The organism is Streptomyces sp. Ag109_G2-15, from assembly GCF_900215565.1.
GTDB classification, from domain to species: Bacteria; Actinomycetota; Actinomycetes; order Streptomycetales; family Streptomycetaceae; genus Streptomyces; species Streptomyces diastatochromogenes.
The window spans coordinates 1,868,578-1,892,656 of sequence record NZ_OCNI01000001.1 but is presented as its reverse complement, the minus strand read 5'-3'; the positions used below and the strand labels follow the sequence as shown (position 1 = coordinate 1,892,656).

Below are 24,079 nucleotides of genomic sequence, written 5' to 3'. Positions count from 1 at the left end.
TCCCCGGCATGAGGGAGCCGTTCCGCCGTCACCTGGGTGAATCACAGGAATGACGTGATTGACCGTCTAACCATTCTCTTACCTGTTCGGATTCGTTAACCCGTTGGTCGCTTTGACTTCCTAGTTTCTCCATCCACCCCCACGCTTTCGCAAACCGACGGCATGTCGCCGTAAACACCGTATTTGCTTGGCAAAATCAGGAGAGCTATGACGAGGGTCCAGAACCGGCGGACACCTGCGCGTGGAGGAGAGCTGGAGGACTGCCTGCGCGCCTGCGCCGTGCACAGCGGCAAACTCGTGGGCAGCCTCGACCGCCGCCGCACGGAACTGGCCGAGCAGCTGCGCAAGTTGCTCGTGGTGTTCAGCACCACCGGCACGTCCGCTCCCGCACCCGCCCCGGCCCAGGGCGCGACCGCTCTGCTCAAGCGCGCCGTCAAGGGAGCCGCCGCCCCCGCCGGCAGCATCCCGGCCGACCTGCTGGACGCCCTGCTCGCCGTCGGCAACAAGGCCCTCGAGTGCGGCTACGACGACGAGCTGAACCTCGCCCTGCAGATCAGCGACACCGTCCTCGCCGAGCGCAAGAACTCCCGCGCCGGCTGGCGGCTGCGCGCCCGCGCCCTGGAGGCGCTCGGCGACGAGCCCGAGGCCGTCCAGGCCTACGAGCGCTACCTGGAACTGACCAGCGAGGACGGATTCGGCGTGGCCGCCCGGATCACGGGGCTGCGCCGCGCCGCCGAACGCGAACGCGAACTGCTCGCCCTGCTGCGGCGCCAGTGCCCGCGCGCCGCCGACTTCGCCCGCGGCCCCGCCACCGACGTGTGGGCCGAGGGCCTGGCCCTGCACGCCCTCGGCGACTGGGACGCGGCCGAGCCCCGGCTGGTCGGCGCCCTGCTCGCGCTGTCCGCCGACGAGGCCCCGGTGGCCGACCGGCAGGAACTGCTCAGCCAGTACCTCGACCTGCGCACCGGGATCGCCGCCGACCCCACCGCCCTCACCGAGGCCGTCGCCCTCTACGCCGAGCAGCGCCGCATCCGGATGCGCGGCCCGGTCGCCGACCCCACCGTCGGCGGGGTGCAGTGGATCAGCCTCGGCGAGTTCCGCAACCGGATCGCCGGCAAGTCGATCTGCCTGATCGCCAACTCCGGCCGGGTGGGCGAGAGTTCGATGGGCACCCAGATCGACGACTACGACCTCGTCGTCCGCTTCAACTCGTACCGCATCGACCCCAGGAACACCGGCAGCCGTACCGACATCCACGCCACCATCCACAAGCACGGCTTCAACTGGGACCGGCCGGTGACCACCCGGCTCGTCTTCGGCGGGGTCTCCGGCGACTGGAAGCACTCGCTGCGCAACCGGCTGGTGCCCGGCGCCCAGCAGTACCTCGGTGACGAGTCGCTGCGCTGGCCCGTCCGGAACATCGGCCGGCTCGGCAACGACGTCTGGTCCGGCATCCCGACCACCGGCTTCAACATGCTGTGGCTGCTGGACTTCCTGGACGTCAGCCCGACCCTGGACCTGATCGGCTTCGACTTCTACGAGAGCGGCGCCTACCGCGTCCAGGAGGCCATGAAGCTCGCCATCACCTCCGTGCACGAATACACCAGCGAGAAGGCATGGGTCATGGAGCGGGCCCAGAGCGTGACCGACATGAGGATATCCCTGCGATGACCACCTTCACCCCGGTAGCACCGGAGACCTCCGCGCACCTCCTCACCGGCAGACGGCGCATCGCCTTCGCGAGCTTCGTCGACGAGAACTACCTGCCCGGCTTCCTCGTCCTGCTGCGCAGCCTCGCCCTGTCCAACCCGGGCGTCTGCGAGGACTTCGTCGTCCTGCACGACGACCTGAAGCCCTCCTCCGTCGCCCGCATCCGCGCCCTGCACCCGCGCATCGTGCTGCGCCGCGTCGACGCCGAGCACTACGACTCCTACGTCAAGGGCGACCAGGACAACTACCTGGTCCGCAAGGCCTACTTCATCCTCGACATCTTCAAGCTGCGCGACTACGACACCGTCATCACCCTGGACACCGACATGGTCGTCCTCGGCGACCTCGGTGAACTCCTCCAGCTGCGCGAGGGATTGGCTGCCGTACCGCAGTTCTTCTACGGGCAGCACAAGCTCAACTCCGGGCTGCTGGTCATCCAGCGCGAGTACCTGTCCGACGCGTTCTGCGCGAAGATCGACCAGGTCGGGCGCAGCGGCTCCTACGAACTCGACAAGCACGACCAGGGCATCCTCAACGCCGTCCTCGACGGGGACTTCGTCCGCCTGGACGCCCGCTACAACTTCGTCAAGCGGCGGCTCTCCGGCGACCTGCCGGTCCCCGACGACACCGCGATCCTGCACTTCACCGGCCGGCACAAGCCCTGGCAGGGCGGTGAGGCCGGGTACGCGCAGGCCGAGGAGCGCTGGCGCGAGTTCGAGCTGGGCGACGCCGAGTTCCACGCGGCCTACCTGTCCAAGGGCAACCTCCACCACGACCTGCTCGTGCACTACGGCACCCCGCACGTACGGCGCACCGGTGACGTGGAGGCCGCCCGCAAGGTCGCCGCCGCCCACATCACCGCCGGTGAGTACCAGGACGCCGTGGACCTCCTCGGCAGCGTCCGCATCCCGCTGGACGAGGCCTGGCCGCACGAGGTGCTCGGGCACGCCCTGATGAGCGTCTCCCGCCACGAGGAGGCGAAGACCCAACTGCTGCTGGCCACCGCCGCCCCCAACCGGGCCGCCACCGCCTACGCCCGCCTCGCCCAGATGGCCTGGGTGCACGGCGACAACGCCGAGGCCCTGAAGTACGCCACCGCCGGCCTCACCGTCGACCCCACCCACCGCTCCAGCCGGCTGTGGGCCCAGCGCGCGGCCGCGGTACCCAGCCAGGAGCAGGGCGCCGCCGAGGACCAGCTCGCGCACGTGGCCTTCTACATGGACCGGCAGGGCAACGCGGGCGACAAGCTGCTGCCCGAGACGGTCCGGCTCGCCTTCGGCCCCGACACCACCTCCCGGCGCTGGCACTCCGTCCACGCCCACCGGCTGTTCGACCCGGCCGCCCTGGAGCGGGTCAACGCCCGGCGCGGCCTGGTCATCGGCGGCGGCGGACTGTTCATCCCGGACACCATGCCCAACGGCAACAGCGCCTGGCAGTGGAACGTCCCGGACGAGCACCTGCGCGCCATCGACGTGCCGATCATGGTCTTCGCGGTCGGCTTCAACGCCTTCGACGGGCAGTCGTACCGGGCCCGGCGGTTCAACGAGAGCCTGCGCCTGCTGGTCGAGAAGGCCGCGTTCTTCGGTCTGCGCAACCACGGCTCCATCGCCAAGGTCCGCTCGCTGCTCCCGCCCGAGCTGCACGACAAGGTCGTCTTCCAGCCCTGCCCGACCACGGTCATGCGTCAGCTGGTCCCCGGCTGGAGCGACCCGCTGCACCGCGAGGACACCGTCCTGCTGAACGCCGCCTACGACCGCGCGGGCCTGCGCTTCGGCCACGACTACGGACACTTCCTCGCCGAGCTGGCGAAGGCCGTCCGCGCGATCGGCGCCCACACCGAGGTGCGGTGCGTCGCCCACTCCCTGGACGACGAGCGCATCGCCTTCGACCTGCGCCGCGAGCACGGGATCTCGCTGCCGGTGATCCCGATGTACGACTTCTCCAACGACGAGATCCGCGCGACGTACGCCAGGACACGCCTGGTCATCGGCATGCGCGGGCACGCCGGAATGATCCCCTTCGGCGTCGGCACGCCCATCGTCAGCCTGATCTCGCACCCGAAGATGGCGTACTTCCTCAGCGACATCGAGCGCCCCGAGTGGGGTGTCTCCGTCCACGAGAAGAACCTGGGCGCACAGCTCACCGAGCGGGCGCTGCACATCCTGGACCACCACAGCCGGACCGTCGCCGACGTGCACGACCGGCAGGAGCTGCTGTGGAAGGTCACGCAGGAGAACGCGGCCCGGATCCGGACGATCCTGGGCCGCTGAGAAAGCAGGAAGGGCGGGCCCGGTGCGGGGCCCGCCCTCACGGGGGGTCAGCCTTACGGTGGGTTCAGCGACGTACGACCCGGCGCAGATTGCGCGCCTTGCGCGCCACCCGGCGGACCGTGGCGTTGCGCGGGATGAACGACAGCTGGGAGGGCACCCCGCCGGGCAGCGCCAGCGAGGTCAGACGCTTGCGCTTGAAGTAGCGCAGGGTCTGCGCGTTCAGGTTCCCCGCGAGGTACCGCTCGGTCTCCGCACGCAGCCTGGGCAGGATCTTCGGCTGCATCGCGAAGCCCACCGCACGCACCAGCGCGCCCAGCGCCTCGACGTCCATGTCCTTGCGCTGCTCGGTGACCGCTTCGCCGTCGGTCAGCTCGGGCAGCAGCGCGTCGACGACGGTGACCGGGATCCGGTTGCTGTTCTCGAACGGCGTCAGCCGCTCCAGCAGCAGGTCCGTGCCGACCCGGGCGACCGGCAGGCCGTACAGCGCGGAGGCGGTGAGCAGCGCGGTGGAGAAGCAGCCGACGACCAGCGCGGGACGCATCCGCTGGTACAGCACCTCGGCGAGGACCGGCGTGTCGAGCACGGTGAGGTCCACCTTGAGCTTCTCCGCCTCCTGCTCCAGGCTGCGGGTGAAGCGGGCCGGAGCGGAGGGGTGCGGCTTGAACACCACCTTGGTGTGGCCGAGCTGGACAGCCCCCTTCAGCATCCGCACATGCAGGTTCTCCTCCTGCTCGGCGGTGAGGATGTCCAGCGCGGAGAGGTACTGGCCGAGCAGCAGCGCGGGCTCCTCGATCTCGGGCAGGTCGTCGCCGAGCGGGGCGAGTTCGGCCAGCACCTTGGTGAAGGCCTGGGTCGGCACGATCTCGCCCGGGACGCCGAACTCGGTGAGCAGCAGCGGCTTCAGGCCCGGCACCAGGTCGAGGTGGAGCACCCGGTCCACGCGGGTGCCGACCAGCGGGTCGATCTTGTTGCGGGTCGGGCCGTAGCTCATCAGGCCGTCGGCGTAGACGGTGACCAGGGCGCCGGTGAAGATCTGGGCGAGCGCCAGCGACGGATTGACCTGGATCGACTCGACGGCCAGTTCCACGTCGTCGTCGCCCAGGTGCCACTCGTGGCGCAGATACCGCTCCCACAGCGGCATGTCGTCCACCCGGGGCGCCCAGCCGCCGGGGTGGAACGGGAAGATCGTCTCGTTGTACAAGATCACGTCGTCGAAGCGCTCGCGCAGCCGCTCGAAGCCGGGCATCTCGTCCAGGCCGGGCGTGGTCTCGGGCGTCGCCGCGTTGTTGCAGACCAGCAGGATGCGCCGGCCGGCCGGGCCGAAACAGCCCGAGTCCAGGGCGGCGGCGAGCGTCGCCGTGCCGTACAGGGTCGACGCCTGGAAGATCTGGGTGGTCACGCGGCGACCCCCGTCGAGGCGGGACGGCGGCGCAGCCGGCGCAGCTTGGTGGCGCGCTGCAGGTCCATGGAGTCCAGCGCCTCGTCCAGCACGTCCTGCGGCATGCGCTGCAGCGCCCCGGCGCTCAGGGATTTCAGTTTCTTCGCCACCGCGGGCTCGAACCTTTCGATGGATCCCAGGTGATGGGAAATGATGGCGCAATACGTGCGTACGGCCTTCGGCAGGAGCGCGTCGGCTTCCGGGTCGGCGGCTGTTTCCGCGATCACCTGATCGAACGCGCGAATGAAATCGAGCTGCCGGACATCGCCGATCTGGGTGAGTGACGAGGCGACTCCGCGCCGGTAGAACACACCGAGCATGCTCACCGCGGCGAAGGATTCCGCCTCCCGGTGCAGCTTCCAGATCCACGGCCGGTCCTCGGCCGTGCGCAGCCCGTCGGTGAAGTGCAGCAGACCCCTGTCCACCAGCCGGCGGTGGTAGATGCCCGCCCAGGCGAAGGCGTAGTCCACGGAGGTGGACCGGTCGGCGGGCAGGATCGCCTCGCGCGGGTTCAGCACCACGTTCCGCCGGCCGACCGGCACCCGGTGCACGGTGCGCGACCGCGCCGTGCACTGCACATGATCGGTGCGCAGGAAGTCGCAGCCAAGATCGTCCATGGCGCTGACCAGCTTCGGGAAGTAGCCGGGGGCGAGCCAGTCGTCGCCGTCCAGGAAGGTCAGGTACTCGCCGCGCGCCCGGTCGATACCGGTGTTGCGGGCGGTCGCCAGCCCTCCGTTCTGCTCGTGCCGGACGAGGACCGCGCCTGGCAGCTCGCGCTCCGCGCGCGCGAGAATCTCTGGTGTCCCGTCGCGGGAACAGTCGTCGACGAGAATGAATTCGAAGTCCTCACGCGCGTTCGCACTGAGGCTCCTCAGGGTGTCGGGCGCGTATTGCTGCACGTTGTAGAACGGCACGATGACGGAGAGCTTGACCACGTCACGGACGTTAGGGCGAAGCCCGTCATGTGTCTTGACCGTTGCCTTGATGCCAGGTGAACGACGCGTGGCGAAGCTGTGAACCGGGCTATTTTCCGGCCCGATCACGGCCTGATTCGCCATTCGGCGATGTGCTGTTAACCGTTTGTTGCATTCGGGTTGGGCGGAACCTCGGAATGCCTTCCTAGCGTCTTCGGCGTGCCAGCAAGTGCAACGAAGTCCCTGCGGGTCGCCGTCCTCGCGGATTCCGACACCCGATGGAAGTGGGGCGCGCTCACCGCGCAGCGCGTCACCCCCACGGGCGCCGAGATCCGGCTCGACGGCTACCTCCTGCGCGGACGAGCCACCCCCACCCCCCGCCAGCTCGAAGAGGTCGGCGTCCACGCGGACTCCCTCCGCGAGGTGACCGGCGTCGAGTTCCTGCGCGCGATGAGCGAGCAGTCGTACGACGTCCTCGTCGTCGCCCTCGTCGGCGGCGGTGTGCAGGCGATGCTGCACGGGCTGCGCAACGCCTGGGGCTCCGGGAAGCGTCCCGTCGTCGTCACCGGCTATGTCGGCGTCGTCTACGAGAAGCTCGCCGACGGGCTGCTGCTGCGGCACGGCGCGGACCTCGTCCTCGCCAACTCCCGCCACGACGCGGACCGTTTCCGCGCCGTGTACGAGGGGGTCGGCGCCGACGCCTCCGCGGTGACCGAGGTCGCGCTGCCGTTCCTCGGCGGAGAGCCGTACACCGGTGAACACGAGCCCTACACGGTCGTGTTCGCGGCCCAGCCCTCCGTCCCGGACAGCCGCAAGGACCGTACGTACCTGCTCAACCGGCTGATCGGGCACGCCCGGAAGCACCCCGAGCGGGAGGTGCTGCTGAAGCTGCGCTCCAAGCCCGGCGAACACACCACCCACATCGAGGAGCTGCCGTACCAGAAGCTGGTCCAGGGCAAGGACCTGCCCGCCAACTTCCGCCTGGTGTACGGCCACATGGGCGAGGTACTCGACCGCACCGACCTGCTGGTCACGGTCAGCTCCACGGCCGCCCTGGAAGCCCTGCACCGCCGCATCCCGACGGTCGTCCTGACCGACCTGGGCGTGCGCGAGGTGCTCGGCAACCACCACTTCACCGGCTCCGGGTGCCTCGCCTCCTGGGACCAGCTGGACGCCGGACACCGCCCGGCGCCGAACGAGGAATGGGTCGCCCGGCAGGGTGTCGCCGCCGACGGCTCCTACGCCACCGCCTTCGACACGGCCCGCGAGCGCATCGCCAAGCTGCTGGACCGCCCAGGGGGGCTGCCGCCCCTCACCCCCTACTACACACCCGAGACCGCGCCCGGCTACCTGCCCGGCATCCTCGCCCGCCACCACCTCGGCCCCGACGGCGCCCCGCTGCCCGGCGCGCCCGCCGCCGACAAGGAGCCGGGACCCGTCCGCCAGATCGTGCGCCGGGCCGCGCGCGGTGCCTACCGCCACGGCGTGCAGCGCGTGGCCCCCGTGATCCGACGGATGGGGGAGCTGTGACCCTTCAAGGAGTAAATCCCGTGTCCGACAAAGCAGTTGTGGTGCGCCGTGTCCTGGCGGTGATCCCCGCGCGTGGTGGCTCCAAGGGAGTGCCCGCCAAGAACCTCGCCCCCATCGGCGGCGTCCCGCTGGTCGCCCGGGCGGTCCGCGAGTGCCTGGCCACCCGGCTCGTCACGGACGTGGTGGTCTCCACCGACGACCAGGCCATCGCGGCCGCGGCGCGTGAGGCGGGCGCCGAGGTCGTGCTGCGCCCGGCCGCCATCGCCGGCGACACCGCCACCTCCGAGGCGGCCGTCCTGCACGCGATGGACGCCCACGAGGCCCTGCACGGAGCCCCCGTCGACGTCGTCCTGCTCGTGCAGTGCACCAGCCCCTTCCTGGTCCGCGAGGACGTCGACGGCGTCGCCGGCGCGGTGGCCGAGCAGGGCGCGGACACCGCCGTGACCGTCGCCCCCTTCCACGGCTTCGTCTGGCGCCACTCCGACGAGGCGGGCGAGGGCGGCTTCGGCGTCAACCACGACAAGTCCTTCCGCCCGCGCCGCCAGGACCGCCCCCAGGACTTCCTGGAGACCGGCGCCGCCTATGCGATGGACGCGGCCGGCTTCCGCAAGCACCAGCACCGCTTCTTCGGCCGTACGGAACTCGTCCGCACCGACCCCGCGCGCGTGCTGGAGATCGACGACCCGCACGACCTGGCCCGCGCCCGCGCGCTGGCCCCCCTCTTCGACGCGGACCGCCCCGGTTCGCTCCCCACCTACGACGACATCGACGCCGTAGTCCTCGACTTCGACGGCACCCAGACCGACGACCGGGTGCTGATCGACTCCGACGGACGGGAGTTCGTCTCCGTGCACCGCGGAGACGGACTCGGCATCGCCGCCCTGCGCAAGAGCGGGCTGCGGATGCTGATCCTGTCCTCGGAACAGAACCCGGTGGTCGCCGCCCGCGCCCGGAAGCTGAAGCTCCCGGTGCTGCACGGCATCGACCGCAAGGACCTCGCACTGAAGCAGTGGTGCGAGGAGCAGGGCATCGCGCCGGAGCGCGTGCTCTACGTCGGCAACGACGTCAACGACCTCCCGTGCTTCGCCCTCGTGGGCTGGCCCGTGGCGGTCGCGAGCGCCCACGACGTCGTACGCGGCGCCGCACGCGCGATCACCACCGTCCCCGGCGGTGACGGCGCGATCCGAGAGATCGCCAGCTGGATCCTCGGCCCCTCTCTCGATTCCCTCCCCAAGTAAGGACATCCCCTGTCATGAGCACCAACTCCCGCATCCGCACCTTCGGTACGCGTGAGGCCGGCCCGGGCCGCCCCGTCTACATCTGCGGCGAGATCGGCATCAACCACAACGGTGAGCTGGAGAACGCGTTCAAGCTGATCGACGTGGCCGCCGAGGCCGGCTGTGACGCCGTGAAGTTCCAGAAGCGCACGCCGGAGATCTGCACCCCGCGCGACCAGTGGGACATCGAGCGCGACACCCCCTGGGGCCGGATGACCTACATCGACTACCGCCACCGCGTGGAGTTCGGCGAGGACGAGTACCGCCAGATCGACGAGTACTGCAAGGAGAAGGGGATCGACTGGTTCGCCTCCCCGTGGGACACCGAGGCCGTCGCCTTCCTGGAGAAGTTCGACGTCCCGGCCCACAAGGTGGCCTCCGCCTCCCTCACGGACGACGAGCTGCTCCGCGCCCTGCGCGCGACCGGCCGCACGATCATCCTGTCCTCGGGCATGTCGACCCCGAAGCAGATCCGCCACGCGGTCGAGGTCCTGGGCTCGGACAACATCCTGCTCTGCCACGCGACTTCGACCTACCCGGCCAAGGCCGAGGAGCTGAACCTCCGCGTGATCAACACCCTGCAGGAGGAGTACCCGAACGTCCCGATCGGCTACTCCGGCCACGAGACCGGCCTGCAGACCACGCTGGCCGCCGTCGCCCTCGGCGCCACCTTCGTCGAGCGTCACATCACCCTCGACCGCGCCATGTGGGGCTCGGACCAGGCCGCCTCCGTGGAGCCGCAGGGCCTCACGCGCCTCGTCCGCGACATCCGCACCATCGAGGCCTCCCTCGGTGACGGCGTCAAGAAGGTCTACGACTCCGAGCTGGGCCCGATGAAGAAGCTGCGTCGCGTCGCCGGCGTCGTCGCCGAGGCGGAGATCGCGGCGGCGGCGGGCGAGCCGGTCGCGGTCTGAGCGTCCTGACCCCTTACTCGCCTCACCTGCCTTACGTGCCCTACGACGGGACGGTCGTACGACGATGAGCCCCCGCGCCGGCCAGGCCGGCCACCCCGCCCACACGCTCGCCTTCGTGGAGAGCCCGGTACAGCTGCTGAACGTACTGGAGTGGGCTCACCTCCACGGCCTGCGCGGCGCCCCCGAGCCGGCCCGGCTGTCCGTGCCCGCGCAGGCACGGCGGTCGCCGGCCAGTGCCGTACCGCCGGCCGACGCGGAGCTCACCGTCGTCGTACTGTCCCCGACCGACCCCATGACCCGGGGCCAGCTTCGCCGCATGGCGGACCTGGCCCGGGACGAGGGGTACCGGGTGCGCTGGGAGGAGGCGCGGGGCGGTACGACCGCGCCCTTCCACACGATCGGTGGCCTGGCGGGTGCGTTGCGCCGGGCCGACCGCATCGTCATGGGAGACCCGTTCTCCCGCTACGTGCAGTTGCTGTTGACGATCACCCGGGCCCGTGACCTGGTCGTGGTCGACGACGGCACGGCGACGATGGAGTTCGTCGCCCAGCTCGCCCGGGGCGAGCGCCTGGTCCGCTGGCACCGCAAGGGCGGCCGCCCGGGGGCCAGGGACCTGCTCTTCGCCCCGGTCTCCTCCTCGGCCCGCCGCCGGCTCACGCCCAGCGACCGCCGTCGCGTCGAGGTCTTCTCCTCCATGCCGGTGACGGAGACCCCCGAGGGCGTCACGGTCACCGCCAACGACTTCGCCTGGACCCGCGCCCGCTTCGGCCCGCCGCGCATCACCAAGGGCGCCGACATGGTCGGCACGTCACTGGTGGAGACCGGCGTGGTGGACGGCGACCGCTACCTGGAGGCCGTCCGCTCCCTCGCCAGGGCCCACGGCGCCACCCGCTACTTCGCGCACCGCCGCGAGAACACGGAGAAGCTGCACCGGCTGGCCACGTCGACGGGGCTGGAGATAGTCCGCCCGGACCTGCCGCTGGAGCTGATCGCCCGCCGGGGCCCCATCGGCCGGACCATCCTCAGCTTCCCGTCCACGGTCGTCCACACCCTCCCGCTCGCCCTGGCCGGTACGGGCGTGCGGGTGGCCGTCTGCGACATCGACCCCAGCTGGCTGACGGAGAACGCCTCGCCTCGGGCGCAGGGGTTCCTGTCGGGAGTGACGGGGACGGCGAAGGATGTGCATCGGCTGGCGGCGGTGGGGTTGGCCTAGCTTGATGCCTTCAGGCCCTCGATGAAGGGGGTGAAGGCTTCGGTCGGGAAGGTGAGGGTGCCGAGGGCCGGGTCTTTGGAGTCGCGGATGGATATGTGGGTGGGGCGGTTGGCGATCTCTACGCAGTTGTTGCCGTCGCCGCCGCCTGAGTAGGACGACTTCCGCCAGATGTCGGGGGTCACGGTGGGTTTCACAGCTCCTTGGCCACTCTGTGGATGAAGTCACGCGTACGAGTGGGGTCGAGTGATACAGCCTCTACCCTACGGAAGAGCGTTCGAAAGACGCTGAGTTGAGCCTCGGAGTCGATGAAGCCGGTGCCGTGAGGTGCGTCGCGAACGGCCGTGTCCAGCTTGGGCACCGCACCGCCCGCCAGCATCACGGGGCTCCAGGCTCCGCCGAAGCCGTCCAGGTCGAAAGGGATGACACGCACGGTGACGTGGTCAGCCTCGGAGAGTTCCAAGACGCGGAAGAGTTGGGCCCGTGCATTGGCTCGGTCGCTGAGTCTGATGTGTAGTGCCGCCTCGTGGATGACCGCCTCGTAGGGAGCGGGATCGGGCCGCACCAGGATCGCTTTGCGTTGCATGCGATGCCGGACACGCAGTTCGAGTTCTTCCTCAGGGAGTTCGGGAATCCTGGAGGAGAACGCGGCGCGGGCGTACTCGGGTGTCTGAAGCAGGCCGGGAACGAACAGGAACTCCACATCGCGTCGGTATGTGGAGTGTCGGTATGTGGAGTGGTGTTCCAACTCGGCGAGATCCAGGAACGGTGTGGGCAGATGTTCCCGGTACTCCTCCCACCAGCCCCGCGTTCGGTCGGTCGCCATGGCCGCCAGAGCGTCGATCAACTCGTCGTCCGAGCAGGAGTAGTTGGCGGCGAGACGGCGTAGCCGCTTCTCGCTAACGCCCGTGAGGCCGGTCTCGATCTGACTGATCTGCGCCGAACTCACTCCGAGCAGTGCCGCTGCCTCGCGGGCTGGGAGGCCTGCGGCGTCGCGGAGCCTGCGCAACTCAACCGCCAACCGCATCTGACGTGCAGTCGGCTCGCTCCTCAGTGCCATGCCCTTCTCCTCCCAACACGCCGGTAGGCGCGACTCGTTCAGGGGTCAGGTTACGCGGCCAGCTTGCAAAACTTAAAAATCTAGGTCTACCGTCAGTGACGCGATGCACACGCAGCGGAAGTGCACCGTGCCGTCCGGCCATGACGGCTGCGACAAAGCCACCGCGCGTGAAATCCCCACCACCGAACCGGAGCTGACGCATGTCCGAAACCTGGGACTACACCCTCTATATCCCTAACGACTTCAGAGCCGTCACCGTCTGCCGCCGCACCCTGCGCCTGATCCTGACCCTGCACGGACTGATCGGGCTCGTCGACACCGCCGAACTCCTTGCGACGGAGCTGGTCTCCAACGCCGTACGCCACACGAAGGGGCCGGCTGCGCTAAGGGTGCGTCGGTCGGCGGAGGGGGTGGTGTGGATCGGGGCGTGGGACACGGACCCTGAGCCGCCGGATCCGCCGCGTCCGTTGGAACAGGTGGGTGAGGTGGAGGAGGGGCGGGGGCTGGGCCTGGTCAGGGCCTGCGCGGACTACTGGGGCTGGCAGCCCTCGGCCCGGTTCGGGGACCGGGGAAAGTACGTGTGGTGCGAACTGGGGGCGGCGTGAGCGGCTGAGATCGCCAGCGAGAACAGGGCCTGGCTCTCTCTGCGAGGAGAGGTAAGCCAGGCCCGCCTCATGGCGCTTGTTGATCCAGACTGTTGGCGTGGGCTATGCGATGTTGGTGATGGTCTTCCAGAGCGAGCCGGCGCTTGCGATGTGGTGGGCGCCGAGCCGGTAGCCGCTGGCGTCGGGGGCTGTGCCCATGTTGGCCCACAGTTCCTTGTCACCGGTGATGGTGTAGAGGTCGGCGATGCCGTCCCCGTTGGCATCGCCGGGGGAGGTCATGAGGGGCCGGTCGGTGGAGGTGAAGGCGCCGTTCGTGATGGCGGTGCCGATGCCGAGGCTGTCGGTGCCGAAGGGGAAGTCGTAGATGACGCCCGTGTTCTTGTTCCGGGCCCAGAGGTTGGGGTGGCCGTCGTTGTTGGTGTCCCCGGGCGAGGTGATGGTGTAGCCGTTCCATGCGGCGGTGCCGATCTCATGGGCTTCACCGAGTTGCCCGGTTGCGGTGGACCCGAGGAAGAGCCAGAGGTGGTCGTTCTCGACGGTGACCAGGTCCGGGTGACCGTCGCCGTTCACATCGCCGGGCGCGGTGACCTGGCTGACTGCCGACCAGTCGGGCGTGTAGGCGGAGCAGTTTCCCTTGGTGCAGTTGGGCCTGGCGACCGCGACGCGGTGATCGCGGGTGAAGTAACGGTTGCCGTTGCCGACCAGGCCGCCGTTGTTGTTGAGGTTGTTCGTGTAGAGCCACAGGTGGCTGTTCTTGTAGGCCCACAGGTCGTCGACCCGGTTGCCGCTGGAGCTGTGGTCGTTGCTGGAGCGGTGGGCGAGGAGTGTGTTGGCCCAGGTGGTGGAGCCGTCGGCGGCTGAGGGAGCGTCGTCGGGGCCGGAGGCGATGACGGGGGCGGGCTGGCCGTTGCTCGTGGGGATGTCGGTGTTGGTGGGGATGAGGTCGAGGTTGCCTGTGGCGGAGTCGGCGGCGACGAGGTCGGGAACGTGGTCGTTGTCGATGTCTCCTGGCTCGACGGTGGCGTTCACGTCGTCGGGGACGTAGAAGGTGATGTGGACGGGCTGGGACTGGTTGCCCGCGTTGTCGACGGCGGCGACCCAGAGGGTGGTGCTTCCCCAGGCGGTGGGTGTGTAGGTCAGGGAGGCGGTGCCGTCGGCGGCTGCTGTGATGGAGGTGCCTCCATCGTTGTCGAGGGCGGCCGAGGAGGTGGCGGACCAAATGAAGTGGTCCAGGCCGCTGGCCGTGGCGCCGGTGGGCTTGGGGTCGGTGGCCGAAAGGGTGAAGTGGACGGTGTCGCCGGTATGCAGGTCGGAGGTGTCGTCCTGCGGCTTGATGGCGAGGTGGCTGGGGGCGGTGGCGTCGTACCAGAAGTAGCAGTTGTCCGCTTCGCCGGAGGTGTCGATGCTGTCGTCGGTTCGTACGTGCCAGCCGTAGAGGTGGCCGTCCTTGAGCGGGTGGTCCTTGGGGTCGACGGTGATCTGGACGGTGCCGCCGCTGCCGGGGACGGTGCTGGAGTTGCCGTCGGAGTCGCCGGTGGAGATCAGATCGACGGCGCCGGCGGTACCTGATCCGCCCTTGTCCCAGAAGGCGAACTGACCGCGGATGTTCTGTTTGTCTCCGTCGGGGTCGGAGACGTGTGCGTACAGCTTCACTCCGCCGGAGGCATCGGCGTTGGGGATCCAGCCGTAGGAAGTGCCGCTGCAGCCGTAGGTTGCGGGGCTGGCGGGCTTGGGGCTGGAGGTGGTGCTGGTGGGAGTGCGGGGCGGGGTGTTGTAGGTGATGGCGAGAGTGGCCTTGGTGGAGAAGCGCTTGAAGGCGGTCTCGTTTGATTCGCTGCCGGTCAGACGATAGGTGACGGTGCCGTCCCCGTCATTGCTGACGGAGCTGGTGACGTCGAAGCCGCCCGCGTCGCCTCCCGGGCAGTCTTTGTTGTTGGCGCCGGTGAAGTCGTAGGTGTCGGACTGGGAGTACGCATCGGGTTGGTTGTTCCACGTGGTGGAGCTGCTGATGTGGGCGACGTTGGTCTCGGTGACCCGGTATTTGGTGCAGCCCCAGTCGGCGGAGTAGGTCTCGTTGACGTCGAGTTCGGCATAGTGGATGTGCTTGTCGCCCATGCTGGTACCGATGTTGAACTGGTAGTACGTGCGCTCGGCGCCGGTGGGTGAGGTGTAGCCCTGGTAGCCGACTCCGAGTTTGGCGTCGCTGTCGTTGAAGTGGCTGGTTCCGGGGTAGGCGTGCTGGACGTAGGTGAAGCCTTTCTCCTGTCCCTTGACCGATATCCAGGTGGGGTCGATGTAGAGGGGGAAGCTGGCGGTCTTGAGCAGGCTGGGATCGGGCGTGAGCTGCAGGTGGCCGTCAGAGGTGACGTCGGTGTGGACAGGAGCCTGTTGCGAAGTGGGGCTGGGTCCGCCGCTCAAGTCGGTCTGGGTATTGCCGCCATCATCGGCTCGAGTTTCGGCCGGCTTGACGAAGGCGGCAGTGCGTGCGGCCGCTGTCCGAAGGCTGCTTCCGGGCAGTGAGGCTGAATCGGTGTTTCGTGCAGGCTGGGCGCTTGCGCTGGAACCAGCGGAGTCCCACATCAGGGGTGCAGGGGCGTGGAAGACGGGAACGCCTGTGCCGGGTTCGGCGACGGTGAGGTTGCCGCCGGGATCTGTAGTCAGCTTCAGGCCGTGCGTGTCCGTGGCCAGAGTGAGCGTGGCCAGGCGAGGATCGGCGGCTGCCTGTGCGGTCTTGACGATGAGGACTTCCGAGAAGCCGCCCTGCTCGTCGGCGGTGACCTTCAAGTCGACACCGGGCAGCACGTCGCAGTACAGGGCGCTGCCCTCATGGACGGTCGGCGCCGGCAGAGCGGTCGGCCAGGACAGCGACATCTGCTTGCCGTTGTTGTCGAGGGTTGCCAGTGATCCGCTGCCGCCGCCGGAGAGGGTGAGACCGCTGCTGGAAGCGGCCGGGGAGTAGCTTCCGTCACCGTTGCGCTGGAGGGTGGCATCCAACGGGACCCACTGCCCGTCGCGTTGCAGACGTTCCGGCTGGGCGCTGATGCGCTGGGTGAAGGTGCCGTCCGGCTGGGCTGTCAGAGTGCTGTCGGCAGTGGTGGCCTGGTCCACGGGGACTGGATTGCCTGTGGTGGTGGCTTGGGCCGAGGCGGCTGTCTCGGCTTGCTCCAGGGTGGTTGCCGGATCCGTCGCGGACGTGTCGGCGTGCGCGATCACCGTGGCGGGGCCGAGAGCCAACGCGAGCACGGCGGCGCTCGTGACCAGGGTGAGGGAGGGTCTGCGCCGTCGGCGGGTCGTTCCTGCGCGGATCATGCGGCCTCGTCTCTGTCTGCTTCTGTCTGTGATGCCCGCTTCAGGGCATAGTCGCTTCGCACGTTAGTGCGATCCACTGGGTGCGGCCGGGTAAAGAACAACTCTTTGCGTGCCCATGGGTGGCCCCTGTGCCTCTCGCTGTGCTGATCGACCTGCCAGGGCTGGGGAATCTGGATCCGATCTCGATTCGGATGCATATGGAGGCTTTGCGTCCACCCTGTGCATCTTGACGTGATCATGGCGATAGCTTGACTTGCTGGACTCAACGCGCCGATAAATTACCGAAGTTGTAAAAAACCTGTGAGAACTGTGGTGGGGGATCGGCGTGTTGGGGCGAGAACGGTTTCGGGGGCCGGGAGCGCGACTCGGAGTGGTGGCACTGGCCTCGGCGGCCCTGTTGGCCGGTTCTTTGACGGACGCCAGCGTCGCCGATGCGGCGAAGAAGCCGAAACTGTGGTCGCCCTTCTCACTGTCCTCAATGCGGTCGGTGGATGTCAGGACGGCAAGCGCCAGGCCGAACAGCCTCCGGTCCACGCCGATGAAGCCGTTCCGGTCAGTGAGTCCGAAGTGGCCTAGAGCCACGTCAGCGACTGTGAACCTGCCGACCGGGACCGCGCCGGATGCCAAGACCGCGGATGCGGCGCTCAAGTCGAAGAGCGCGAAGAAGCCCTCGCTCAGCGTCAATGTCACCGGTACGCCCGTGGCCGTTGGCCAACCTGGAGTCCTCGACCGCGGCCTGCTGCCCCCGGGGGCAGCCAAGAAGCGCGCGTCCGCACGGAGTGCGGCAGGCAGGGCTACCACGGGCCGGGTGAACGTCACGGTGGCGGGCCACCGCGCGGCACAGAAGGCCGGCGTCGACGGTCTTGCCGTAACCCTGCGCCGTACCGGACCCGGCGCCGACGAGGGCCGCGTGTCGGTGGCCCTCGACTACGGCACGATCCAGGACGCGTTCGGCGGTGACTTCAGCACGCGCCTGCGCCTGGTCGAGTTGCCCACCTGCGCTCTGGCCACTCCGGAGAAGGAGGCCTGCCGGACTCAGAAGCCCGTTGCCGCGTCGGCGAACGACTACGCCAAGCACCGCTTGGTCGCCGACATCACCCTGCCCGCCGCCCCGGCGAACACCGCCGGCAAGGCGAAGCCGGGTGCCCCGGCGGTCTCGGCACCATCGGCTGTTGTGCTCGCCGCCACCGCGACCGCCGCCGGTACCTCGGGTACGTACTCAGCGACCTCGCTGGCGCCCTCCGGGAAGTGGGGAACCTCCGGCAACACCGGCGCCTTCACCTACTCGTATCCGATCTCGGTGCCGCCGTCAGTCGGCGGTGACACTCCGGACGTCGGGCTGTCCTACAACTCCGCGTCGATCGACGGACGGACCTCGGCGACGAACAACCAGGCCTCCTGGATCGGTGACGGCTGGGACTACGCACCCGGCTTCGTCGAGCGCTCCTACAGGTCCTGCGCGGATGACGGCCATTCCGGTGACTACGACCAGTGCTGGGCCGGGGACAACGCGACGATCTCCGTGGCCGGGCACTCGGGCGAGCTGGTGCCAACTGGCAAGAAGAACGCCGACGGAAACCCGGTATGGCGGCTGTCCGATGATGACGGATCGGTGGTCGAGGAAGTCTCGGGTGCCTCCAACGGCCTGCAGGACGGAACGTACTGGCGGCTGACGGACAACGACGGTACGCAGTACTACTTCGGCGCGGACCACCTGCCGAGCAGCGCGGGCGGCGACGGCAAGGACACCAGTACCAACGCCGCCTGGGGCGCCCCCGTCTACGGAGACGACTCCGGCGAGCCATGCCACGGATCCACCTTCACGGCCTCGGAATGCACCCAGGGTTGGCGGTGGAACCTGGACTTCGTCGTAGACACGCACCAGAACATCACCACCTACGCCTACAAGACCGAGACGAACTACTACGGCCGTGGCTCCGCCCACACCCTGACCTCCTATGTGCGAGGCGGCTACCCGTCCACGATCTCCTACGGCCAGCAGGTCGCCGACTACGTCGCCAAGAACACTCCTGCCGCGCAGGTGGTGTTCACCGTGGCGCAGCGCTGCGACGGCAAGAACAGCGTGGACTGCACGAAGGCGCCGACCACGTCGACTGCCTCGCACTGGCCTGACACCCCGTTCGACCAGAACTGTGCCTCCACCGGCACGTGCACCAACTACTCGCCGACGTTCTGGTCCACGATGCGCCTCGCGACCATCACCACGAAGGTCTGGGACGAGTCGCTGTCCACCCCGGCCTGGTCCACGGTCGACACCTACACCCTCGGTCAGAGTTACCCCGACCCGGGGGACGGCACCAAGCCCGCCATGTGGCTGTCCTCGGTGAAGCACACCGGGTCCGACACACGCGGCGGAGGCACCGCCCAGACGCTGCCGACGCTGACCACGCAAGGCAAGGCGACCGTGCCCAACCGCGTGGACGGCCTGGAGGAACCGCAGAACGTCCCGCCGATCAACCGCTACCGCCTCCAGTCGCTGAAGACGGAAGCCGGCTCGGTCATCACCGTCTCCTACAAGACCAGTTCCTGCTCACGGACCAGCCCTCCCAAGGAAGACGCCGACACCCAGGCCTGCTACCCCGTGCGCTGGACCCCGCCCGGCTACACCGCCCCGATCCTGGACTGGTTCTACACCTACCCCGTCGCCGAGATCGACGAGAGCGACGCCACCACCGCCAAGTCGACACCCCACGTGACCACGTACGAATACAAGGGCGGCGCGGCCTGGCACCACAACGACAGCGAGACGACTGTCGACAAGTACCGCACCTGGGACCAGTTCCGCGGCTACGCACAGGTCATCACGCGCACGGGTGCAGGCTCCGATCCGGTCACCGAGGAAGTCACCGACTACCTGCGCGGCATGGACGGCAACGCCACTTCCAGCGGCGGCACCACGTCCGTGAAGGTCACCGACGCGGTCGGCGACACGATCACCGACGACGACGCCCTGTCCGGATACGGCTACCAGACCACCGTCTATGACAAGGACGGCGGCAGCCCTCAGTCCCAGACGGTCAACCACCCCTGGATGTCACCGGTCACGGCCACGCACACCCGTGGCGGCAAGCTGCCCGACCTGACGGCTCGCTTCACCGACACCGACCGGGTGGACGTACGCGCGCTGAAGGCCGATGGCGCGTGGCGTACCTCCGAAACCACCACCACGCTCGACAACGCCACAGGTCTGCCCACCCAGGTCGATGACAAGGGCGAGGTCGGCACCGACGGCAAGCCAGTCTCCGGCACCACCACCCCGGAGAGCTGCACCACCACCTCCTACGCCACAGACGCGTCCCGGAACATGTACGCCTTCCCGGCAGAGGTGATCACAGAGGCCGGCGGGTGCGTGACCAAGGCCGACGCCCACACGCTGTCGGACACCCGTACGTGGTACGACAAGTCCACGACCTTGGGCAGCCTGCCCTCTACCGGTGCGGGAGACGCCACCAGCACCCAGAAGGCGAAGAGCGTCGACGACCAGGGCAACGTGACCTGGGCCAAGGCCGCCGGCACGGAGTACGACACCTGCGGCCGCGTGACCAAGGCCACCGACCCGATGGGCCGCTGGACCACCACCGCCTACACCGACAACAGCAGCACCAAGGCCACCAAGGCCAAGTACCTGCCCGTCACCACGGTGTCGTCGAACAGCAAGGGCTGGTCGACGACCACGACCATCGACCCGGGCCGTCAGCTCCCGCTCACCGTCACCGACCCCAGCAAGCGGGTGACCACCGAGACCTACGACGGCCTCGGCCGCCTCACGAACGTGTGGCTGTCCGACCACACCAAGGCCGACAACCCCTCCACGCCCAACGACAAGTTCACCTACTCCGTGAGCCAGTCGGCCCCGAGCTACGTCGAGTCGCAGAAGTACACCGACGGCGGCGACTACACCGCCTCGTACCAGATCTACGACGGCATGCTGCAGCTGCGGCAGACCCAGGCCACGCCGCTCAACGGCGGCACCGGCCGGCTGATCACTGACGCCGCCTACGACTCCCACGGCTGGACAACCGCCGCCAACGCCGCCTACTTCAACAAGGACACGTCCACCCCGACCGGCACCCTGGTCACCCCGGTGGACGCCCAGGTGCCCTCCACCACCCGCACCACCTACGACGGTCAGGGCCGCGCCATCGCCGGCACCCTGTACTCGCTGGGCCAGCAGCAGTGGCAGAGCACCACCGCATACCCGGGCGCCGACGAGACCGACGCCACCCCGCCCACCGGCGGCACCCCCACCGCGACCATCACCGATGCCCGCGGCAAGACCACCGAACTGCGCCAGTTCCACGGCAGCAAGCCCACCGGCGCCTACGACAAGACCGTCTACAGCTACGACGCCGCGGGAGAAATGCTGCGGACCGTCGGCCCGCTCGCCGCGGATGCCGCAACGAACGACGACGCGGCCAAGAAGGTCACCTGGACCAGCACCTACGACCTCCTCGGACACGTCACAGCCAGGACCGATCCCGACACGGGCACCAGCCGCATCAGCTACAACGACGACGGCGAGGCGACCGAGAGCTCCACGGACGGCCTGGACGAGACCGGCCACCTCTTCACCACCTATGACAGCCTGGGCCGCGTCACCGACACCTGGGGCTGGGACGCCAAGACGTCGCAGAAGGTCAAGCTCAGCCACCACGACTACTACGACGCCGCCACCGACACGGCGCTGGGCCAGCCGAAGTCCGTCACCGTCTACGAAGGCGGCAAGACCGTCTACACCAGCACGGTCACGGGCTACAGCACCGCCTATCAGCCGACCGGCACCAGCACCACCATCCCGGCCGGCGCCTACGGCAACACCAGCGCGGTCACCTACAGCACCACCAACAAGTACACGTCTGTCCAGGACCTGCCCGACACGGTTCAGATCGCCACCACCGGAACCGGCGGCCTGATCGCGGACGAGAAGGTCGGCTACTCCTACAACGGCGTCGGCCTGCCCGTCTCCAACGGCGGCACCGACACCTACACCGCCTACATCGACTACAGCCCGCTCGGCCAGACCACCCGCACCACCATGGGCGTCATGCCCCGCCAGGTGGTCACCACCGACGCCTGGGAACAGGCCACCGGACGGCTCCTGACCCACACGGTGAACAAGGAGGACGGCACCAGCCCCGTCGACCAGGTCAACTACACCTACAACCAGGCCGGACAGATCACCTCTGCCAGCGACGTCCAGGACGCCGGCGGCACCGCGAACACCGACACGCAGTGCTACCGCTACGACTACCTCAACCGTCTCACCGACGCCTGGACCGACACCGGGGGCACCCACACCGAGGACTCGCCCACCATCAACGGCATCGGCGGGTGCACGAACACCACGCCCGACGCCGGCAAACTCGGTGGCCCCGCACCGTACTGGCAAAGCTACGCCTACGACCTCACCGGCAACCGCACCACCAAGACCGACCACGACCTCTCCGGCGACGCGTCCAAGGACGTCACCACCGGCGAGCACTTCGACCTCGGCGACCACACCCACGCCGTCCACACCGCGACCACCGGCGACACCACCCACACCTACAGCTACGACCAGGCCGGCAACCCCACCGCCGCCACCGCCACGACCGACGGCGACGACCAGCCGGACCAGGCCCAGGCCTACACCTGGAACTCGTTCGGCAAGCTCGACACCCTCACCACCGGTCCCACAGCGTCACCGAAGCACCGCAGCGGCTACCACTACGACGACGCCGGCAATCTGATCGCCCGTACCGACGACGGCAAGACCACCCTCTACCTCGGCGGCGACCAGCTCTCCCTCACCGACGGCACCGTCACCTCCGCCACCCGCTATTACAGCCTCGCCGGCGCCCCCACGGCAGTCCGCACCGCCACTGCGGGCACCAGCGGAACGAAGCTGAGCTACCAGACCGGTGACCCGAACGGCACGGCCACCGACGACATCACGGCCGACACCCTCACCGTCACCCGCCGCCCCGTGACCCCCTTCGGCGAAGCACGAGGAAAGGCCCCCACCAGCTGGCCCGGTGACCACGGCTTCGTCGGCGGCACCATCGATGCGACCACCGGCCTCACCAACATCGGCGCCCGCGAGTACGACCCCGCCCTGGGCCGCTTCATCAGCCCCGACGCGCTCCTCAACACCGCGGACCCGCAGTCCTTCAACGGCTACGCCTACGCCGGCAACAACCCCGTCACCGGCAGCGACCCCACCGGCCTGTTCTGCGACGGATGCAGCGTCGACAACCCTGACACCGCCTGGAAGCCGAGCCACGGCCCGGGATGCACCACCGAGGGCTGCTACGGAAAGCGCCACGGCAAGTACGTCCCGATCTCCGGCCCGGCGGCCGGCTACCACCCGACCAAGAGCGGCCGGACGTACCCCCGCACGATCGCGCGGCGCAATGTCCCGACCCGCCGGGACTTCGCGGCCCGCGGAATGACCGGCAGCTACGAACACGAACTGCACATGTGGGCGACAGGGATCTGCCAGTCGGAACCCTCCAGCGCCTTCTGCGCGGAGGCCAACTGGTACGGACTCCTCGACGACGAACACCCCACGGCCACCAAGATCCTCGGCGGGGTCGTAGGGGGTCTCACGTGCCTGGCCACCATCGAGGTCTGCGGGCCGGCTGCCCTCGACGCCGCAGCGGGCGAAGCAGAGGTGGCGGCCGGTGGATCCCTGCGGATCGCCGGAAGCCTGGGGGCACTTGGTAAAGAACTGTTCGGCGAGGGGGAGGGGGCAGCTGTTGGATGCAGCTTCACCCCGGACACGCCGGTTCTCATGGCCCACGGCAAGACCAAGGCCATCGGCAAGATCGAAACCGGCGACAAGGTCGAAGCCGCCGATCCCGCCACTGGCAAACACAAGGGCAGCCGCACCGTCCAGCACGTCTGGATCAACCACGACTACGACTTGGTCGACCTCCAGATCCGGCTGACCGACGGCACCACCGCAACCCTCCACACCACGTCCAAGCATCCCTTCTGGGACGACACCCGCCACGCCTGGGTCCCGGCCGGCAAACTCACCCCCGGCCACGCCCTCAACACCGCCACGAACGGGCACGTACACATTGCCGCAGTTACCTCTCGCCGGGGCGACCGCGACATGTACAACCTGACGGTTGACCAACTGCACACGTACTATGTGCTGGCGGGCAACACGCCGGTTCTGGTGCATAACTCTGGGGACCCTGCCTGCAGGTTTCCGAACATCGCCGACGTTGAATACCTCTGGCATGAGGTGCGCACCCCTAAAGGGGTGGTTGGAATAGGTGGCAACGTGGAAATCGATGGCACGCATGTAACTATTTCCAATATTGCCGTTTACGGGGAAGAAGGTCTTGAGCGTGGAAGCCTTGGAGTGGGGCCAGTCCTTTCCGAACTTCGAGGCAACATAGCTCCGGCTCTTGCAAGGCAGGGGTACGAGACGCTTAGGATCGAAGGGGAGAGGGAGAGCGGCCCTGTCGGGCACAAGGTTGACTTCACCATCGACCTGACCAAATATTCTGGAGGATCCAGTTGATCGGACAGGTGCAGTACGAGAAGACGCTGCAGGAGCTTCGGCCCAAGTTGAGAGAGGGAATGGAGGTCGAAGCCGTGCTTGAATTTCTCAAAGGGCGCGGATTCTCGCAAATCGCCTGCATTCGTGCAGTGGGCGACCTCGGAATTTGCCCGGCTACCGAGGCAAAGAGACTGGTTCATCACAGCCGTGCTTGGTCATCGATGCGTGCACAGAATGAAGCTCTGCAAGAGGGACTTGCAAAAGAGTTGCGCAAGGACATCTGACTGCGGTGGGTGCGCTTGAAGCGCTGTCAGGTTTGTCCTGAC

14 protein-coding genes are annotated in these 24,079 nt (G+C 68.5%); 9 read left to right on the top strand and 5 right to left on the bottom strand.

Annotated features, from left to right (window positions below):
- Positions 1 to 207: 207 nt before the first annotated feature.
- Both CRP49_RS08100 and CRP49_RS08095 read left to right on the top strand, forming a co-directional pair.
- Entirely contained in the window at positions 208 to 1,671 is a 1,464-nt protein-coding gene (locus tag CRP49_RS08100; RefSeq protein WP_097252795.1) for a glycosyltransferase family 29 protein, read from the top strand.
- Complete coding sequence (locus tag CRP49_RS08095; RefSeq protein WP_097252794.1) at positions 1,668 to 3,980, top strand: glycosyltransferase; 2,313 nt, start codon at positions 1,668 to 1,670, stop codon at positions 3,978 to 3,980. Before CRP49_RS08100 ends, CRP49_RS08095 begins: the two co-directional genes overlap by 4 nt.
- A gap of 64 nt (positions 3,981 to 4,044) precedes the next feature.
- On the opposite strand, the gene CRP49_RS08090 is transcribed toward CRP49_RS08095, so the two are convergent.
- Together CRP49_RS08090 and CRP49_RS08085 are read right to left on the bottom strand one after the other, a co-directional pair.
- Complete coding sequence (locus CRP49_RS08090) at positions 4,045 to 5,379, bottom strand: alpha-2,8-polysialyltransferase family protein (RefSeq protein WP_097252793.1); 1,335 nt, start codon at positions 5,377 to 5,379, stop codon at positions 4,045 to 4,047.
- Complete coding sequence (locus CRP49_RS08085; protein ID WP_097252792.1) at positions 5,376 to 6,353, bottom strand: glycosyltransferase family 2 protein; 978 nt, start codon at positions 6,351 to 6,353, stop codon at positions 5,376 to 5,378. Before CRP49_RS08085 ends, CRP49_RS08090 begins: the two co-directional genes overlap by 4 nt.
- A 198-nt stretch (positions 6,354 to 6,551) precedes the next feature.
- Here CRP49_RS08085 and CRP49_RS08080 point away from each other — a divergent pair, with 198 nt between their 5' ends.
- The 4 genes from CRP49_RS08080 to CRP49_RS08065 all read left to right on the top strand — a co-directional run bounded on the left by CRP49_RS08080 (position 6,552) and on the right by CRP49_RS08065 (position 11,266).
- A complete protein-coding gene (locus CRP49_RS08080) occupies positions 6,552 to 7,862 on the top strand; it encodes a DUF6716 putative glycosyltransferase (protein ID WP_097252791.1) in 1,311 nt (436 codons plus the stop codon).
- Positions 7,863 to 7,882: 20 nt separating this feature from the next.
- Positions 7,883 to 9,100, top strand: a complete 1,218-nt coding sequence (locus CRP49_RS08075; protein WP_097252790.1) for an N-acylneuraminate cytidylyltransferase — start codon at positions 7,883 to 7,885, stop codon at positions 9,098 to 9,100.
- Between the two features lie 14 nt (positions 9,101 to 9,114).
- Positions 9,115 to 10,053, top strand: a complete 939-nt coding sequence (locus CRP49_RS08070; RefSeq protein ID WP_097252789.1) for an N-acetylneuraminate synthase family protein — start codon at positions 9,115 to 9,117, stop codon at positions 10,051 to 10,053.
- Positions 10,054 to 10,117: 64 nt separating this feature from the next.
- Positions 10,118 to 11,266: a hypothetical protein gene (locus CRP49_RS08065; protein WP_097252788.1), complete on the top strand. Its 1,149-nt coding sequence runs from the start codon at positions 10,118 to 10,120 to the stop codon at positions 11,264 to 11,266.
- Here the strand turns inward: CRP49_RS08065 and CRP49_RS08060 are convergent.
- Positions 11,263 to 11,460, bottom strand: a complete 198-nt coding sequence (locus tag CRP49_RS08060; protein ID WP_257033335.1) for a DUF397 domain-containing protein — start codon at positions 11,458 to 11,460, stop codon at positions 11,263 to 11,265. The two genes, CRP49_RS08065 and CRP49_RS08060, sit on opposite strands and share 4 nt — an antisense overlap.
- Positions 11,457 to 12,323 carry a helix-turn-helix transcriptional regulator gene (locus CRP49_RS08055; protein ID WP_097252787.1) on the bottom strand — a complete coding sequence of 289 codons (867 nt, stop codon included), beginning with the start codon at positions 12,321 to 12,323 and terminating at the stop codon, positions 11,457 to 11,459. The genes CRP49_RS08060 and CRP49_RS08055 overlap by 4 nt, the downstream gene beginning before the upstream one ends.
- A 200-nt stretch (positions 12,324 to 12,523) precedes the next feature.
- Between CRP49_RS08055 and CRP49_RS08050 the strand changes: the two genes are divergently transcribed.
- Entirely contained in the window at positions 12,524 to 12,928 is a 405-nt protein-coding gene (locus tag CRP49_RS08050; protein ID WP_097252786.1) for an ATP-binding protein, read from the top strand.
- Positions 12,929 to 13,030: 102 nt separating this feature from the next.
- On the opposite strand, the gene CRP49_RS48825 is transcribed toward CRP49_RS08050, so the two are convergent.
- A complete protein-coding gene (locus tag CRP49_RS48825) occupies positions 13,031 to 16,237 on the bottom strand; it encodes an FG-GAP-like repeat-containing protein (protein WP_097252785.1) in 3,207 nt (1,068 codons plus the stop codon).
- Positions 16,238 to 16,829: 592 nt separating this feature from the next.
- Between CRP49_RS48825 and CRP49_RS08040 the strand changes: the two genes are divergently transcribed.
- Both CRP49_RS08040 and CRP49_RS46420 read left to right on the top strand, forming a co-directional pair.
- Complete coding sequence (locus CRP49_RS08040) at positions 16,830 to 23,774, top strand: RHS repeat-associated core domain-containing protein (protein ID WP_143669971.1); 6,945 nt, start codon at positions 16,830 to 16,832, stop codon at positions 23,772 to 23,774.
- Positions 23,771 to 24,037 (top strand): hypothetical protein, encoded by a 267-nt coding sequence (locus CRP49_RS46420; protein ID WP_143669970.1) that lies wholly within the window; start codon positions 23,771 to 23,773, stop codon positions 24,035 to 24,037. Before CRP49_RS08040 ends, CRP49_RS46420 begins: the two co-directional genes overlap by 4 nt.
- Positions 24,038 to 24,079 lie beyond the last annotated feature (42 nt).